Consider the following 15,851-nt stretch of genomic DNA (forward strand, 5'->3'; position numbering starts at 1 on the left):
TCAGAGTGGCCCATGCTCGCCTATCGCCTACGACCGCGAACTCGCCCATCTCGGAGGAGCCCCGCAACCATCGTGATGCGGGACGCGTCTCTTACTTCAGACGAAATTATGGCGAGACCATACGAATTGGCGGTCCATCAGGGATCTGCCGGGCCCGCCAGCGACAATGAGGGATGGCCGGCATGACGCAGGGGTGGAAGATCGCGATCATCGTGCTGGCCGCGGCGGGGATTGTCTCCACGCCGCTGCTCTGGCTGCTGAACAGCCCCGGTGCGGGACAGCTGGCCGGGGCCTCCGTCCAGGCCGCCGTCGGCGTCGTGGCCCTGGTCTGGGCCCTGTTCCAGCATCCGGCCCCCGCGGGACCCACAGACAAGGCAACCCGTACCGGGAAGGCCAGCCGCGGCGGCCTTACTGGCATCAAGCGGCCCGGTGGACGGGGTCGTGGCTCGGCCTCCGCCACACGGACGGGCGACGCCAGCGGCAAGGGCTCCGTCTCCGGCATCGACTACTCGAACTAGGACCCGGGCACCCATGGCCAAGGCATCATCACGCAAGGGGCGGGACGAGGCACCTGAGTCATCCATGACCGTGACGGACACCGGCAACGCCGAAGCTGCTGGCGACGCCACGGCCGTGACCGGCTATCGCGGCCCGGCACCGGAAACTGGCCACGCTCACCCCGCCCCCTTACACCTGTCCCACACCGGGGACGCGACCGCCGCCTGGGGCGGAGTCGCCAACACCGGCTACCTGAACGTCAGCACGCTGACTGTTCAGCAGCGCGCGCCCCGGGAACCTGCCCCCTGGCCGCACCAGGTCGGGGTCATCCCGCCCGCAGCGCGGTCCTACCAGCACCGCGCCGAGACGGACCGGCTGAACACGACGGCCGACGGCGGCACCACCACCGTGCTGACCCAGCTGCTGACCGGCATGGGCGGGGTCGGCAAGACCCAGCTCGCGGCCGACTACGCCCGCACCGCCTGGAACGACGACAGCGCGGCCGGCGGCCTGGACGTCCTGGTGTGGGTCACCGCGAGCACCCGTTCCCCCGTCGTGACCGGATACGCCCAGGCCGGCGTCGAGCTGTGTCGGGCCGACCCGAACGACCCGGAGCAGGCCGCGCGCTCGTTCCTGGCCTGGCTCACCCCCAAGGCGACGGCGAAGCCGTGCCGGTGGCTGATCGTGCTGGACGACGTCACCGACCCCGACGACCTGAAAGGTCTGTGGCCACCCGACAGCCCCCACGGCCGCACCCTGGTCACCACCCGCCGCCGGGACGCCGCCCTCGCCGCCCACGGCCGCCGCACCATCAAGGTCGGCCTGTTCACCGAGGCCGAGGCCCTCACCTACCTCACCACCTCCTTGACCGGACACGGCCACGACGAATCCGCCGACGAGCTGACGGCACTGGCCGACGATCTCGGATACCTGCCCCTGGCCCTCGCCCAGGCCGCCGCCTACCTGATCGACACCGGCGAGACCGTGGCCGCCTACCGGGAACTGCTAGCCGACCGCACCGCCATCCTCGCCGACGCCACTCCCGATGCCCTGCCCGACGACCAGGCTCTCCCCCTGGCCGGCGTCTGGTCGCTGTCCATCGACCGTGCCGACACCCTGCGCCCCGCCGGCCTGGCCCGCCCCATGCTCCAGCTGGCCGCCCTCCTCGATGCCAACGGCATCCCCCAGGACGTTCTGACCAGCGCCCCCGCCCTCGCCTACCTCACCACGCACCGCACTGGCCCGGAGCACGCCGGGGAACCGGACCTGGTCTCCGCCCGGGACGCAGTACGCGCCCTGAGCGCCCTGCACCGACTCAGCCTCATCGACCACGATCGGAATGCTCCTTATCGGGCTGTCCGCGTCCACCAGCTCATCCAGCGCACCACACGCGACACCCTCACCCCCCACCAGCACGACACCACCGCCCGCACCGCCGCCGACGCCCTCGTGGACGCTTGGCCCGCCAGTGAACGCGACACCGCCCTCGCCCAGACCTTCCGCGACAACACCACCGCCCTGGCCAGCCACGCCAGGCGGGCCCTGTACCGGCCGGACGCGCATGCGGTGCTGTACCGCACCGGCCGCAGCCTCGGTGAGACCGGCCAGGTCACAGCCGCCCGCGACCACTTCCAACACCTCACCGAAACCACCCGCCACCAGCTCGGCGAAGACCATCCCGACACCCTCACCGCCCGGGGCACCCTCGCCGCCTGGCGGGGGGAGGCGGGGGATGCGGCAGGGGCCGCGGACGCCTTCGCCGACCTGCTGGAGCACATGGTGCGGATGCTGGGCGAAGACGATCCCGACACCCTCGCCGCCCGGGCCAACCTCGCCACCTGGCGGGGGGAGGCGGGGGATGCGGCAGGGGCCGCGGACGCCCTCGCCGACCTGCTGGAGCACATGGTGCGGGTGCTGGGCGAGGACCATCCCCACACCCTCACCACCCGGAACAACCTCGCCACCTGGCGTGGGGAGGCGGGGGATGCGGCAGGGGCCGCGGACGCCTTCGCCGACCTGCTGGAGCACATGGTGCGGGTGCTGGGCGAGGACCATCCCGACACCCTCGCCGCCCGGGGCAACCTCGCCTCCTGGCGGGGGCGGACGGGGGCCGCGGCAGGGGCCGCGGACGCCTTCGCCGACCTGCTGGAGCACATGGTGCGGGTGCTGGGCGAAGACGATCCCGACACCCTCGCCGCCCGGGCCAACCTCGCCACCTGGCGGGGGGAGGCGGGGGATGCGGCAGGGGCCGCGGACGCCTTCGCCGACCTGCTGGCCGACCGGATCCGGGTCCTGGGCGAGGACCATCCCGACACCCTCACCACCCGAAACAACCTCGCCACCTGGCGGGGGCGGACGGGGGATGCGGCAGGGGCCGCGAACACCCTCGCCGACCTGCTGGCCGACCGGATCCGGGTCCTGGGCGAGGACCATCCCGGGTCCCTCGCCACCCGGGCCAACCTCGCTTCCTGGCGGGGGCAGGCGGGGGATGCGGCAGGGGCCGCGAACGCCTGCGCCGACCTGCTGGAGCACACAGTGCGGGTACTGGGCGAAGACCATCCCCACGTGCCGATCATCCGGGGCAGCCTCGCCGGCTGGCGGGGGCGGGCGGGGGATGCGGCGGGGGCCGCGGACGCCTTCGCCGACCTGCTGGCCGACCGGATCCGGGTCCTGGGCGAGGACCATCCCACTACGTTCGCCGCTTGGGGCAGCCTCGCCCATTGGCGAGGCCAGGCAGGGGATGCGGCCGAGGCTGTCGCCGTCACCGAGCAACTCCTTGAGCACATGGTGCGGGTGCTGGGTGCCGACCATCCCCACGTGCCGATCATCCGACACAACCTGGCCCACTGGTGGAAGGAGGCGGAGAGGGCACCCGGGGTGTCGGGTAACGATCGTTCGTGAGACACGAAGATCGCGATTGTGAATTTCGTAGTCGTGTGTAGGGGTGAGCTGGGGGTTCACCGTGGTGTGCAGGGGACAGTGCACTCGCCGGACACGCTGAGCTCTAAGGGGTCCTTTCACAATGCCGGGTTCTTGCGGGCGAGGGTCATGCAGTGGGCGAGTTGGAGGAAGGCGTCGTGCATGTCGTCTCGGGCTTCCCAGCGGGTCCGTAGGCGGCGGGGGCCGTGGAGCCAGGCGATAGCGGACTCTGCGACCCACCTCACCTTGCCCAGTCCCGAGCCGTGCGGCTGGCCGCGTCGGGCGATCTTCGGGACGATGCCGCGCTCGCGCAGGCGGCGGCGGTAGATGTCGTGGTCGTAGCCGCGGTCGGCGTATAACGTGCGGGGTTTATGGCGGGGTCGGCCCCGCTTGCCCCGCACCGGCGGCAGCCCGTCGATCAAGGGCAGGAGCTGGGTGATGTCGTTGCGGTGGCCGCCGGTCAGCGACACCCGAAGCGGGGTGCCCCGGGCATCGGTCAGGACATGGTGCTTGGAGCCCGGCCGTGCGCGGTCAACCGGGCTCGGGCCGACTTTTGGGCTGCTGCGCCCCCGCTTGGCCTGGCGAATTCTAGGGATCGTCGCAACACATGATCACTGACGTGTGGTGGCGAGCAGTTTATGCAGGCGCTCGGCTGGGGTCTCCCAGCCGAGCGTTTTGCGTGGGCGGCTGTTCAGCTCGGCAGCCACGGCGTCCAGGCGCTCACGGCCGTGGACAGCAAGGTCGGTGGCCTTGGGGAAGTACTGCCGCAGCAAGCCGTTGGTGTTCTCGTTAGAGCCGCGCTGCCAGGGCTTGCCGGGGTCGCAGAAGTAGACCGGCATCCGGGCCGCCATAGCGAACTCGTGATGACGGCCCATCTCGCTGCCCTGGTCCCAGGTCAGGGATCGCTTCAGGTGGGGTGGCAGGTGTCTGACGGTGTCCAGGAGGGCGTCGCGAACACGTTCCGTGCTGCGACCTTCAGGCAGGTGGACGAGCATCAGGTAGCGGGTACTGCGTTCGACCAGGGTGCCGATCGCGGAGCCGTTGTCCTTGCCGATGATCAGGTCTCCCTCCCAGTGGCCCGGGATCGCACGGTCGACGGCTTCGGCTGGACGGTCGCTGATCATGACCATCGGCGTCGAGTAGCGCGGCTGGCGCTGCTGGGCCTGGCGGCGGGGCTTACGGCGGGCGCGGCCGGTGCGGAGCGCTTTCACCAGGTCACGGCGAAGTTCTCCGCGGCCTTGCACGTAGAGGGCCTGGTAGATCGTCTCGTGGACCACGTGCATCTCCGGCCGGTCGGGGAAGTCCTTGCGCAGGTGGTGGACTATCTGCTCGGGGCTCCAGCGCCTTCCCAGGCGCTCCTGGATGTAGTCCCGCAGCTCCACCTTCTGGCCGATCTTCCCCGGCTTCGGGCGAGGCCGGCGGGCCAGGGCACGCGCATCGGCTGCGAACGGGCGGTACTGGCCGTTGCCTGGGTGCCGGTTGCGACTGATCTCGCGGCTCACGGTGGAGGGGCTGCGGCCGAGCTCGGCGGCGATCGAACGGATCGAAGCGTCCTCCCGCAGTCGATCAGCGATGTAGATCCGGTCTGCCTCTCGCAAGTACCGAGACGGCCCGGAAGTGGGCACCACCGTGATTGGCGGTACCCACTTCCTGCGGCCGGTCGGCTGGGAGCCATGCCGCCATCGTTTCCCGGTCCGTCGGTTCACTCCGACGATCCGGCACGCCTCCGTGTTGCTCACGCCCCGGTTCACGAGCTCGAAGTATGCCTCCCGTTCCCGGTACAGCTTCTTCGGCCCTTGCCCCAGGCGTTCCCCACGAATCTCGAAGTCCATCGCATCCCCTGAGCTGGGGTGTTGCGACGACCACTAGAACTTAAGCCTGCACGTGGGACGCATCGATCGTGGCGCGGGAGAAGTCGAGGCGGTCCGCCGCCCGCAACCCATCCAGCAGGACCCGCTGGAGTTCCTCCCAGACCCCGGCCGCCTGCCATTCGGCCAGCCGCCGCCAGCATGTGGGCCCCGAACCGAACCCCAACTCCTGCGGCAGGAACTCCCATTGGATGCCGGTGTAGAGGACGAACAGCACACCCTGCAGCGTCTTGCGATCATCGATCCGCTTGCGCCCCGGATACCTGTAACGCCGTTCATGCTTCGGCAACAGCGGCTCGATCACCGCCCACAACTCGTCACTGACCTCCCACGGCTTCCGCCGCGCCATGGACACACCCCACAAAACACGGGATCACATACACATCCACCGTGCCACAAAAGGATCATCCCGCAAGGACCCCTAAGGGGGTGGGGGGCTAGGTTCGCCCTCATCCATTGGATGAGGGCGAACCTAGCCCCCCACCCCCTAGTACCCCATACGCCACGCCGTTGTGTGATGGACCTCGCGTCGCGAGTTGAGGGGACCTCAACAAACCCGCAGGACAAGGCAGTTGTCCAGTACTTGATTCCCTCGATGGCGGCCGCGTTATGGGCGCCGGTCGGCTGGTGCAGTCGGGCAGGCGATCGCCGGGAACGCCGCCGTGTGCCCGCCCGCGGTGAACGTGATCGCGGCGGGGCGCTGGGACCAGAAGGGGGAGACGTCGATGAGGTGGTCGCCGTGCTCGCTGTTGAGGAGGCGCAGCCACACCTCTGTGCTGGTGATGCTGGCGCGGTACGCGGTCACGTCCCAGGGTTCGGTGGTGAACCCGCAGGTGTCGCCGCGGGCGATCACGGTGTCCGGGGCGTCGGCCGTGGACATGTGCAGGGCGGTGCCGTCGTAGACGAGGCGGATACCGTCCTGCTCAAGGTCTCGTCGCCGGGGGGCCTGGCGCAGGAGTTTGTGCAGGTCCCGGATCTTCAGCTGCGCCATGGGCCCGTCCTCTCCCCGATGTCGCCGCCGAGTCGACGTGGGTCAACAGTTCGATCACCGGTTCCGCTCATGAGGGACCCAGGCCGAAACGCCAGTGCTTCGTGAAGCGCTCCAGCGTCAATTCGGCGTCGAGTTCATCGTTCCACACCGCGTTGAGCCACGTCGGGACGCTGTCCAGGCGCTCGCAGACCACGACGCTTTCGGGCTGATGGGTGAGGTAGCAGTGGCGCTCGTCCGCGAACTTTCCGCCCGGCCCGTACTTCCTGTACAGCTGGACGAGGCGTTCGCGGCTGGCTTCGGCGAAGGCCTCCAGCTGCCGTACGTAGTCATCCTGCTGCTCGGCGCTGACGCACGGGAGGACGACTGCGAGGATCTCCTGGGACAGGTCGCGGTCGAAGCCCGTGTAGCCGGTCAGGGACACGAAGATCCGCTCGGCTGCCTCGAGGACTTGCTGCACTTGCTCCTCCCCCACCTGGTCGACGGGGGTAGCCAGGGAGCTTGGTTCCGGCTTCGGTGCCACCGACCGGGTCTCCGGGGCGGCGGCCACCGTGCGTGCCTGACGGACGGTGCGGTCGGCGATGTGGGCGAGTCGGCTGGCGATCGATTCGACGGCGCGAAGCCAGCCTTCCTGGACCTGGTTGCTGGTGTCGGCGGGGGCCTGCGTGTCCTGCTCGATGACTTCGCCCTGAGCGCCTTCCACGGCGCCGGCGCGGATGGCCGCGATGAGGGTGTGTACCTCACCAGGGCTTGCGCCCGCGGCGTCGAGCAGTTCGGTCATCCGCTGTTCGGCGTTCGCGGCCGTCTCGGCGTGTACGGCGATCAGCGGTAATGGCCGCCGTGGTGGATGGTGGCTCATGATGTGGATCCCCCTGCTGCAGCGTGTAGTTCGGCCGCTGGTGCGGGCTGTTAACGGAGTTCGACGGAGTAGGAGCCGCCGGGGAACTGCCAGCCGTCGGTGCCTTCGCCGATGTCCTCGACGATGACGTCGTCGATGAAGTGGTCCTCGAACTCGTCGTCGGTGAGTTCACCGGCGAGCCAGAGTTCCTCGATCTCGTCCCAGTGGCCGCGGCTGCCGTCGATGCGCAGGGGCGCGGCGTCTGCGGTGCCGCGTTCGCGTTCGTCGTCGCCGGTCGTGACGACGCCGCTGATCTCGTACTGGCCCCGCTTGATGTGACGGGGGATGGGGTCGGCGGGGACGATGGCGACGTTTTCGTACGCGGTGTGGATGAGATCGCGGTAGTTGCGGCGGATGTTGTACTCGGCGTCGGACAGCCAGTTGATGAGCGTCTTGGTCGTCACGTTCAGACCGGCGTCGGCCAGGGCCTGCTGCCCGCGGTGGGTCGCGGTGAGCTGGGAGAGCTGGGCGTGCCAGTGCTTGGCGCTGTAGGACGACAGCCGGTGGCGTGCGGTGACCTGGGAGCGCAACAGGTCGTTCAGGGCGGCGCCCAGGGAGGAGCCGCGTCCGGTGGGGCCGGCCATCAGTCGTCACCTTCGAGGATGGTCTCGCCGGCCTTCACGAACTTGCTCTTCACTTCGCCGAAGCCGGTCCCGATCCGGTACGTGGACGGCGGCGTGCCGGGTGGGGTCCAGAAGATGGCCTGGTCGACGTTGCGCAGCGCGACGAGGGTGTGGCCTTCCTGGACAGCCTTGAACGCGACGGTCCAGTGCCGGACGGAGGCCTCGGCGACCATGCTCATGCGCCAGTCCGGCCGCCAGAACGGGGACCGCTGGGAGGGGCGCTTGGGCCACAGCAGGCGCAGCGCGATCGACAGGCGCGTCTTGTAGGCCTTGTAGGGGTCGCCGCCGACCTGGACGAGTTCGGTGCGTGCCTTGCGGGTGGCTTCGTAGAACGGCTTGAACAGCGACTCGTTGGCTTTCCCGGTCCAGGAGTCGTGGATGGTCGGCATCGCGTCGAGGTGGTTGTCCCGGGCAAGCTTCACCAGCTGCTTGATGTGGGGGGTGGTGACCCACGCTCGGCCGTCCTCGTCGGGCCGGTCGGCGATCCGCCCCAGCGGGTGGGGCATGTCGGTGCGGGTCCAGGCGGGGATGTCGATCAGGTAGATACCGGCTGCGGCCTTGTCGAAGGCGTCGAGCGGGCCGGTGTGCAGGAGCTTGTTCGGGGCGAGCGGCACGGCCGAACAGGCGGAGGGGAAAGAACCGTTGCGGTCGATCAGGCACAGCACGCCGTCGCCGAACGAGTCGGGCACGTCGAGCTGATCGCGGCGCACGCGCCTGCCGTTCGCCCGGATGTGGGGAACGCGGGTAGCGGTGACGTCGGGGTGGACCCAGCGGGGCTCGCCGTCCATGTGCTCGCTGATCAGCGGCCACGGGCCGCTGTCGCGCTCCTCTTTGCGGATGACGCGGATCGGGTGCATCTTCGAGCGGCCGACCGAGTCCTTGAGGATCTTCAGGGCAGGGAAGACATGGCCCTCGGGCTCGTCCTCCTCATCCTCCGGCGCCAGACCGTCCTCGTCGTCTTCCTCTTCCTCCGCCACGTCGGCCGGGGCCTGTCCACTGTCCGTCGAGGCCTGGGCAGCGGCACCGGCAGCAGCGAACTGCCCGGTGCTGGCGACGGCGCCGGCGGATTCGGGTGTGCCGTAGAGGCGCAGGGCAACGGCGAGGCGGTGTCCCTCGTGGGTGTCCGGCCACTCTGAGACTGTCGCGGCGGCCTGGAGGAGCGACGGCAGGATCTCCTTCAAGGCGTCCTGGTCGCCGGCCGCGACCGCGGTCCGCCACGCGGCGAGCTCGCGGGTGAGGGCGGCTGGGATCCCCTGGTGTCCGCCGGACGTGTAGGGAAGGGCGGCTTCGGCCAGCTCCAGCGCCGCTGTCCCACCGGCCGCGGGCGCCCGCGGGCCCGCCGGGCGGTCGGCGCGCTCAGCGGGCGGGGTGCCGGCGTCGAGGAAGCGGGCGTGGATCAGGTCGGGCTGCAGGTAGGCGGAGCCGATCGTGCCGAAGTCGCGCTCCGCGACCGTCACCTGGACCCGGGCAGGGTCCTCGGTCGGCGTGAGCGTCAGCGTGATGTCGGCGTCCAGGAGGCCCAGGAGCGCGGGATCGTCGCTGTCCACGATCGCGAGGACCGGCACGTGCAGGGTGCGCGCGAGCGTGGCCAGGACCTGGGAGGCGGCCGGGAGACGGTTCCCGGACAGCGGCAGCCGGGCGCTGTGGGCGGCCTGCAGCCGGTCGACCACCACGAGGGCCAGGCCCTGCATGTGCGGGGCGGTCTCCGCGATGTCCTCGGCCGCCAGGTCACTGCCGTCATCGATCATCAACAGGTCACCGGCCTGGACCAGTTGTTGGGCGACCTGCTGCTCATGCTCGGTGAGACGGCCCTGCTTCAGACGCGGGTAGTCACCTTCGGTCTCGGCGGCGAGGATCCGGCGGAAGATGTCGTCCCTGCTTGGCCCCGACGCCGCGTACAGGACCATGGCCTGGTCGACGAGCGCCGTCTTGCGCGCGGCGGCCAGACCCAGCAGGCTCCCGCCGACACTCGGCCGGGCTGCCACGAGTGTCAGCTTGCCCCGCCGCAGACCGCCCGTGGCGGCGTCCAGGCCCGGCAGCCCGAAGGTGGGGCCGTCGTCCGGGCTGTTGGTGAGGACGGAACCGATGGCGTCGCCGAGCGTGGCGAGCCTGCGCGGCGCGCTGCCGCGGTCGTGATGGCCTTGGGCGTTCACCGCACCTCCTGCGGTCGCCGCGCGAGGGTCCGCGGCCGTATCGGATGAGGGGGCATCAGAGGAGCGGTCGGCGGGGAGCAGGACCGCGACCGGCGTGGTGTTCCGCAGGAGCACCTGCGGCTGACCCTGAGCTGCCAGCGCGACAAGGTCACCGAAATCCCTCTGCGCCGTACTCAGCACGTGAGCCGGGAACGCATCGGGTTTCCGGGCTGCCGGGAACCGGTCAAGGGGCGCAAGCAGGGCGCGCACCTTGTGCTTGGTGATCACCGTGGTGCGCCCGTCATCCTCGGCGAGCTTCACCAGCGCGTACAACTGGTTCCGCGCCGTGGTCGCGTTGACCGCGCCCTCTCCTTGCGGTGACTGGCTCACTCACCCTCCTTGTGAAGTCAACTCCCCATCATCCTAGCACTGTTCACCTAGTAAACTCGTAAAATCACCATATCCCTTAAAGAAGTCACTCATTATTGGTGACTCTATGGTGTACGGGTTGACGGTGCGGGGTGCCTCGGCCGAGCAGCAGCAGACAGCAGGAAGGCCGGGACCACCGGTCCCGGCCTCCGAGCAGACGATCACACCCCCTCCGAACCGCTCTTCGCGGGAGCGGACAGCCGGTCTCGACGGCCAGCTATCCGCCGTCCCAGGACATCAGCCGAAGAGCCGGTCAGTCGATCAGAACGTCGGTATGGCAGACAGTGCACGTCCCTCCGCGTTCCAGGTCTTGGCTGGTGACGGGCACATCGGCGTCAACATCGTGACCGGATTGGAGGGCGTCGACATGGTGCCCAACACCGCTGGCACGACCGGTTGAGTCGTCAGCCCTCTCACAGCGACGAAGTCAGTTGACCCCTCCAGTTCGGCGGGCCCGGGTGAACCCGGGCCCGCCCACATACGGTTACGGCTGGGCCACCTGTCGGTTCGGCTTCGAAGCCCCTTCGGAAAAGGCGAACCCACGGCCTTTGGACATCCGGATCAACACCTTCCTCGCAGATTCGCAGTCGCCCAGGGCGCGGTGGCGGCCGCCGAGCCGCAGCCACCGGGAGGAGCCGACCCAGTCCTTGTACGCCTCCATGAGGCAGTACCAGGAGTCCCAGGGTTCCAGGTGCATCGGCCTCTTCCCCGCCCGCCGGAACATCGCCGAGGACAACTCCCCTGTCGAAGTCGGCGTTGTAGGCACAGATGACCTTCCCCTTGGTGACCTGGCGCAGCCGCGGGAGGATCTTCTCGAATTGCCTGGCCCGGGCCACCATCTCGTCGGTGATGCCATGGACCCAGCGGGCACCGTCGCTGATCGGCTCGGTCGGCTTGACCAGAGTGTCCATCAACTTCTTCCCGGTGGCCGCGTCAATCACGGCGAGCTCGACGGTCTGTCCGGGCAGGTCGGTCGTCTCGGTGTCGAGGATGACCGCGGCGTCCGGCTGAAGGAGCTCGCGCGCGATGCGGGTCACCTCTCCCCACGCCGGGCACAGGGTGATCTCACTCGCGTAGGCGGCGGCTGCTGGATCGGCCAGCAGTTCGCGGCGGACCGCGTCCTTGGTCGGGGCGCCGTTGACGCGCTCCCAGTCCAGCTCCCAGCCCCCGGAGTACGGGGAGTTCCAGGCCCACACCGTCGTACCGTACCGGTCCGCCAGTCCTTGCGCGAATGTCTTCACCACGGCGGCCCGGGTGGGGGCGAGGGCCGCGTACTCGCGCAGCGGCGAGACTGTGCCCTTGGGCAGGCCCTTCACTGCTTCCCAGTCCACGCCCGGCATGTCCCGCACGGCGCGCACGTCGGCGAGCCGGTACAGCGCCACGGTGACGGTGCGGTGCCGGCCGACCTCGCGCTCGTAGGTGGCCGCGGGCGTGATCCACCCGGCGGCCTCGACGTACTTCCAGTCGGCCGGGTGCCAAGCCGACGGGTTCGCGGATTCCTGGAGGGGAAATCCAGGGAACCGGAGGGTGGCTGGGCTCCTGGAGGCAGAGTAGCCCGCGGGTTCCGGGCCTCCAATTGGCCTCGACAGCGTGAGGTGGTCCCAGCTGTCAGTGGGGTATCGCCGAGAATGGGTCAAAGGGGCGAGTTGCCGACGGGTCGACGCCTGGCTGCGCGAGCGGCGGGTCTGAGCGACCGAGGCACGTCAGGACAGGCGAAGAGGCCGTGACCCTGCCGGGGATGTAGCAGGGGCACGGCTCTCTGGCTGCGGGGGACGGCTGGTCCTGAGGCCGGATCAACCGGCGGGTGTCTCAAAGGAGACCGGTTCACTCCGCGCGCGGATCCCAGCGGAACCGCCGCACCGCCACCACCGCGCCGACCGCGCCCCACAGCAGCAGGACCCCGAGGTCCCGCCAGGGAAGGCCGGTGTGGTCGGTGGTGAACGCGCGGAGCAGGGCGTCGTTGAACGGTTTCACCGGCAGCGCGTCGGCGATGCCCTTCAGCAGACCGGAGTGGATCGGCATGTAGGTGCCCGAGATGAACACCAGCGGGAACAGGACGAACTGCACGACCGACGGCGCGGCCTCCGCGTTGCGGATCAGCGATGCCACCGCGACCCCGAGGGCGCAGAAGGCGGCGGCGCCGAGCACCAGCGTGATGGCCAGCGTGGGCAGCTGCGAGGAGGCGGGCAGCGAGACGCCGTAGAGCCGGCCGACCATGGTGATCAGCAGGACGTCGACGACGCTCACGACGACGCAGTGCGCCAGGAGTCCCACGAAGTACGCGGACGCGGGCAGCGGTGTCGCCCGCACCCGTTTCAGCATCCCGTTCTGGCGCCGTGCCGCGAGCACGATCGCCAACTGGCTGTAGCAGGAGCCCAGGACGGACACCGCAGCGATCGTCGACACGTAGTACTGGAGGGCGGACCGACCGTAGTAGAACTCGCTCTCGCCGATGCCGCCGAACAGTCCGCCGAAGATGGCGACGACGACGACTGGGAAGACGAAGGTGAAGAACGCGCTCTGCGGATTGCGCCAGAACGTCAGTTGTTCGTAGCGGATCTGATGCCACAGCAGGGCGGGGCCGCGAAGTCGGGCCGGCCGGCCCGTGGCGCGGGGAACGGCGACGCTCACGGTGCGCTCCTTTCCAGCGTACGTTCGGGCGCGCTCCGGTCCTGGGCGGTCAGCCTCAGGTAGACGTCCTCCAGGCTCGGCCGGTCGACCGTCAGCCCCGCGAGCACGGTGCCGCGCCGCAACGCCCAGTCGGTGAGCTGGTGCAGGGTGCCGGTCGGCTCCGCGGAATCCACGGTGACAAGGCCGTCCTCGTCCGGCTCGGCGACCACCGGCAGGTCGGCGACCGTACTGCCGGGCGGCAGCGCGAAGCGGATCCGGGCCCGCGCGGTGTCCCGCCCCCCGAGGGTCGTGGGGGTGCCCTCGGCGACGATCTGCCCGTCGGAGATCACGGCCACCCGGTCGGCCAGCTCCTGCGCCTCCTCCATGTAGTGCGTGGTGAGCAGGATGGTCGTGCCCGCGTCCCGCAGGTTGCGCACGAGCTGCCAGGCGCCGCGCCGCGCGTTCGGATCGAATCCGGTCGTCGGCTCGTCGAGGAAGAGCAGACTCGGATTCCCGATCATCCCGAGCGCCAGGTCCAGGCGCCGCTTCTGGCCGCCGGAGAGCGTGCGGACCTTCTTCTTCTCCTGCCCGGCGAGGTCGACCAGGCCGATCACCTCGTCGACGTCGCGCGGCGCCGGATAGTAGCCCGCGTTGCGGGCGATGGTCTCGCGGACGGTGAGGTAGGGCTCAACCGCGATGTCCTGAAGCACCAGCCCGATCCGCCCGCGCAGGATGCGCGCCGTGGACCGGTCGCCCGGGTCGAGGCCGAGGACGTCAACGTGCCCGCCGTCGCGGGTGCGGAACCCTTCGAGGATCTCCACGGTGGTGGTCTTGCCTGCGCCGTTGCGGCCCAGCAGCGCGAAGATCTCCCCGTGCTCGACGGTGAAGCTCACCCCGCCTACGGCCCGCACCGTGCCGTAGGTCTTGTGCAGGTCCTCGACGACGACCGCGCTAGACATGGCGGTCACCCGCCGTCCGGTGCGCGTGCGGCGGCGTCAGGCGTGGACGCACGTGGCCTCCAACGTCAGGTCGAGATGGCGCCCGGCCATCCCGCGGGCCGCGGTCACACCGAACTCGGTACGGTCGACGCGGGTGGTGGCACGGACGGTGAACGCGTTGGCGGTCACCTGCGCGTGCACGATGGACAGGCTCGCGGGCCGGGAGACCCCGCACGCGGTGAGCGTGCCGGAGACGGACGTGGCGTCCACCCGCTCGGAGACGAACGTGATCAGCGGGTTCCGGTCGGTGTCCAGGAACTTCGCCGACCGTACGTCGCCGTCCCGCTGGTCGTTGCCGGTGCTGAAACTCGCTGCGTCGCTCTCCACGCGCAGACGCGACTCCGACAGCGGCTCGGCCACGTCGACCGTGCCGCCCCGGATCGCGAACGTGCCGTGCACGGGCATGAGGCCGAAGAGGTGTCTGCTCTTGAACGAGATGGACGAGCTCTTCGTGTCGATCGTGTAGCGACCGAGCCGGGGAGTTGTCGTGGTGGGGTTGCCTGTTGCATCCATGCCCTCATTCCACGGCAGCCGGCCCGCCGCGCGGCAGGGCGAGCGGTCGGTTCCCGGAGCGACGAACGGCTGGTCGTCGCGGGCCGCATGCGACTTTCGTAGGGTCCGCACGAGGCGGAGGTACGGGGTTGTCACGGCGCGGGCGGGGTGGTGGCCCAAATGGCCTACGGTAAGCGTCATGGCTGACGGACCGTGGCACCGCCGGCACTGGGTGGCCGTGGACGTGGCGATCGCGGCTGGCTTCGCGCTGCTCGACACCGGCACCACGCTGATCGGCGCCAGCTGGTGGCCGCACCGCCCGGACACCCTCGCCTGGGTCATGCTGGGCGTGCAGGCGCTCGCCTGCGCCTCGCTGGCCTTCCGCCGCGTCGCCCCGCTCGCCGTCGTCGGCGTGCTCGGCGCGTTCACGGTCGCCGTGACGCTGCTGATCTCACCGGCCGGCGTGTTGACGCCCGCAAACGACACCAACGTATGGGCCCCCTACGCGACCCTGGTGGCCGCCTACGGCCCGTTCTTCTACCAACAGAACCGCCGCACGGCGTTCCTCGTGCTCGCCGCCTTCACCCTCGTCATCATGCGGCCCTGGGAGCCGTCGGTCACCGTCATGACGATCGGGCTGCTGCGCACCGCGGTCGGCCCGCTGCTGGCGCTGTACTTCGACGCCCGCCGTCGCATGGTCTTCGCCCTCGTCGAACGGGTCGAGCGAGTCGAGCGGGAGCGCCACCTGCTCGCCGAACAGGCCCGTGCCGAAGAACGCGCGCGGCTCGCCGGGGAGATGCACGACGTCGTCACGCACCGGGTGAGCCTGATGGTGCTGCAGGCCGGAGCCCTGCGGGTGACGGCGCAGGACGAGGGGACCCGGCAGGCGGCGGAGGAGCTGCGCGCCGCGGGCTGCCAGGCCCTGGAGGAACTCCGGGACCTGGTCGGCATCCTGCGCACCACGCCCGAGGGTGACCAGACGCCCTCGGTGGGGGGCTTCGCCGACCTGGTCGCCGAGTCGATGGCGGTGGGCACACCGATCGAGCTGATCGAGGACGGCGACCCGGCCCTCGCCTCACCGGTGGTCGGGCGCACCGCCTACCGCGTCCTGCGCGAGGCGCTGACCAACGTCCGCAAGCACGCGCCCGGCGCCCAGGTGACCGTGCGGGTGGAGTACGACGAGGCTCAGGTGCGGATCACGGTCCGCAACAGTGCCCCGACCGGCAGAGCGAGCAGCGCCCTCGCGGGCACTGGCTCCGGCATGGGTATCGCGCATCTGCGCCGGCGCATCGAGCTCGTGCACGGCACCCTGCGTGCCGGACCCTGTTCCGACGGCGGGTTCAGCGTCGAGGCGACGCTGCCCGCGTACGTCCCGACCGCGGAATCGGCGGTGTGA

General features: G+C 70.1%; 13 protein-coding genes and 2 pseudogenes. 4 read left to right on the forward strand and 11 right to left on the reverse strand.

Annotation, left to right across the window (positions count from 1 at the left end):
* Nucleotides 1-182: 182 nt before the first annotated feature.
* Together QFZ76_RS00705 and QFZ76_RS00710 are read left to right on the forward strand one after the other, a co-directional pair.
* Nucleotides 183-518 carry a hypothetical protein gene (locus QFZ76_RS00705; RefSeq protein WP_307671845.1) on the forward strand — a complete coding sequence of 112 codons (336 nt, stop codon included), beginning with the start codon at nucleotides 183-185 and terminating at the stop codon, nucleotides 516-518.
* A 64-nt stretch (nucleotides 519-582) separates the two neighbouring features.
* On the forward strand, nucleotides 583-3,399 hold the full coding sequence (locus QFZ76_RS00710; protein ID WP_307671846.1) for a tetratricopeptide repeat protein: 2,817 nt from the start codon (nucleotides 583-585) through the stop codon (nucleotides 3,397-3,399).
* Between the two features lie 116 nt (nucleotides 3,400-3,515).
* Here QFZ76_RS00710 and QFZ76_RS00715 read toward each other — a convergent pair.
* The 7 genes and pseudogenes from QFZ76_RS00715 to QFZ76_RS00745 all read right to left on the reverse strand — a co-directional run.
* Nucleotides 3,516-3,971 (reverse strand): annotated as a pseudogene (locus QFZ76_RS00715) (IS5 family transposase); the annotation flags it as partial.
* A gap of 57 nt (nucleotides 3,972-4,028) precedes the next feature.
* Nucleotides 4,029-5,156 carry an IS30 family transposase gene (locus tag QFZ76_RS00720; protein WP_373464487.1) on the reverse strand — a complete coding sequence of 376 codons (1,128 nt, stop codon included), beginning with the start codon at nucleotides 5,154-5,156 and terminating at the stop codon, nucleotides 4,029-4,031.
* Between the two features lie 136 nt (nucleotides 5,157-5,292).
* Nucleotides 5,293-5,634 (reverse strand): annotated as a pseudogene (locus QFZ76_RS00725) (transposase); the annotation flags it as partial.
* A 258-nt stretch (nucleotides 5,635-5,892) separates the two neighbouring features.
* Entirely contained in the window at nucleotides 5,893-6,276 is a 384-nt protein-coding gene (locus QFZ76_RS00730; RefSeq protein WP_307671848.1) for a hypothetical protein, read from the reverse strand.
* A gap of 67 nt (nucleotides 6,277-6,343) precedes the next feature.
* Nucleotides 6,344-7,132, reverse strand: coding sequence for a hypothetical protein (locus QFZ76_RS00735; RefSeq protein WP_307671849.1), 789 nt, complete (start codon nucleotides 7,130-7,132; stop codon nucleotides 6,344-6,346).
* A gap of 50 nt (nucleotides 7,133-7,182) precedes the next feature.
* Entirely contained in the window at nucleotides 7,183-7,755 is a 573-nt protein-coding gene (locus QFZ76_RS00740) for a hypothetical protein (protein WP_307671850.1), read from the reverse strand.
* Nucleotides 7,755-10,316: a type II toxin-antitoxin system prevent-host-death family antitoxin gene (locus tag QFZ76_RS00745; protein ID WP_307671851.1), complete on the reverse strand. Its 2,562-nt coding sequence runs from the start codon at nucleotides 10,314-10,316 to the stop codon at nucleotides 7,755-7,757. The genes QFZ76_RS00740 and QFZ76_RS00745 overlap by 1 nt, the downstream gene beginning before the upstream one ends.
* A gap of 313 nt (nucleotides 10,317-10,629) precedes the next feature.
* Between QFZ76_RS00745 and QFZ76_RS00750 the strand changes: the two genes are divergently transcribed.
* The gene (locus QFZ76_RS00750) at nucleotides 10,630-10,755 is read left to right on the forward strand and encodes a hypothetical protein (RefSeq protein ID WP_307671852.1); all 126 of its coding nucleotides are present in this window, start codon (nucleotides 10,630-10,632) and stop codon (nucleotides 10,753-10,755) included.
* A 13-nt stretch (nucleotides 10,756-10,768) separates the two neighbouring features.
* Here QFZ76_RS00750 and QFZ76_RS00755 read toward each other — a convergent pair whose 3' ends face one another.
* From QFZ76_RS00755 to QFZ76_RS00770, 4 genes are all read right to left on the reverse strand, one after another.
* Complete coding sequence (locus QFZ76_RS00755; RefSeq protein ID WP_307671853.1) at nucleotides 10,769-11,737, reverse strand: 3'-5' exonuclease; 969 nt, start codon at nucleotides 11,735-11,737, stop codon at nucleotides 10,769-10,771.
* Between the two features lie 442 nt (nucleotides 11,738-12,179).
* Nucleotides 12,180-12,986 carry an ABC transporter permease gene (locus QFZ76_RS00760; RefSeq protein ID WP_307671854.1) on the reverse strand — a complete coding sequence of 269 codons (807 nt, stop codon included), beginning with the start codon at nucleotides 12,984-12,986 and terminating at the stop codon, nucleotides 12,180-12,182.
* Nucleotides 12,983-13,924, reverse strand: coding sequence for an ABC transporter ATP-binding protein (locus QFZ76_RS00765; protein ID WP_307671855.1), 942 nt, complete (start codon nucleotides 13,922-13,924; stop codon nucleotides 12,983-12,985). The genes QFZ76_RS00760 and QFZ76_RS00765 overlap by 4 nt, the downstream gene beginning before the upstream one ends.
* 36 nt (nucleotides 13,925-13,960) lie before the next feature.
* Complete coding sequence (locus QFZ76_RS00770) at nucleotides 13,961-14,476, reverse strand: YceI family protein (protein ID WP_307671856.1); 516 nt, start codon at nucleotides 14,474-14,476, stop codon at nucleotides 13,961-13,963.
* 178 nt (nucleotides 14,477-14,654) lie between these two features.
* On the opposite strand from QFZ76_RS00770, the gene QFZ76_RS00775 reads away from it, so the two are divergent.
* Nucleotides 14,655-15,851: a sensor histidine kinase gene (locus QFZ76_RS00775; protein WP_307671857.1), complete on the forward strand. Its 1,197-nt coding sequence runs from the start codon at nucleotides 14,655-14,657 to the stop codon at nucleotides 15,849-15,851.

Source organism: Streptomyces sp. V4I2 (assembly GCF_030817655.1).
GTDB classification, from domain to species: Bacteria; Actinomycetota; Actinomycetes; order Streptomycetales; family Streptomycetaceae; genus Streptomyces; species Streptomyces plumbiresistens.

Coding starts and splice junctions, on each gene's coding strand:
- QFZ76_RS00705 (WP_307671845.1), top strand. CDS start 183: ATGACGCAGGGGTGGAAGATCGCGATCATCGTGCTGGCCGCGGCGGGG.
- QFZ76_RS00710 (WP_307671846.1), top strand. CDS start 583: ATGACCGTGACGGACACCGGCAACGCCGAAGCTGCTGGCGACGCCACG.
- QFZ76_RS00730 (WP_307671848.1), bottom strand. CDS start 6,276: ATGGCGCAGCTGAAGATCCGGGACCTGCACAAACTCCTGCGCCAGGCC.
- QFZ76_RS00735 (WP_307671849.1), bottom strand. CDS start 7,132: ATGAGCCACCATCCACCACGGCGGCCATTACCGCTGATCGCCGTACAC.
- QFZ76_RS00740 (WP_307671850.1), bottom strand. CDS start 7,755: ATGGCCGGCCCCACCGGACGCGGCTCCTCCCTGGGCGCCGCCCTGAAC.
- QFZ76_RS00750 (WP_307671852.1), top strand. CDS start 10,630: ATGGCAGACAGTGCACGTCCCTCCGCGTTCCAGGTCTTGGCTGGTGAC.
- QFZ76_RS00765 (WP_307671855.1), bottom strand. CDS start 13,924: ATGTCTAGCGCGGTCGTCGTCGAGGACCTGCACAAGACCTACGGCACG.
- QFZ76_RS00770 (WP_307671856.1), bottom strand. CDS start 14,476: ATGGATGCAACAGGCAACCCCACCACGACAACTCCCCGGCTCGGTCGC.
- QFZ76_RS00775 (WP_307671857.1), top strand. CDS start 14,655: ATGGCTGACGGACCGTGGCACCGCCGGCACTGGGTGGCCGTGGACGTG.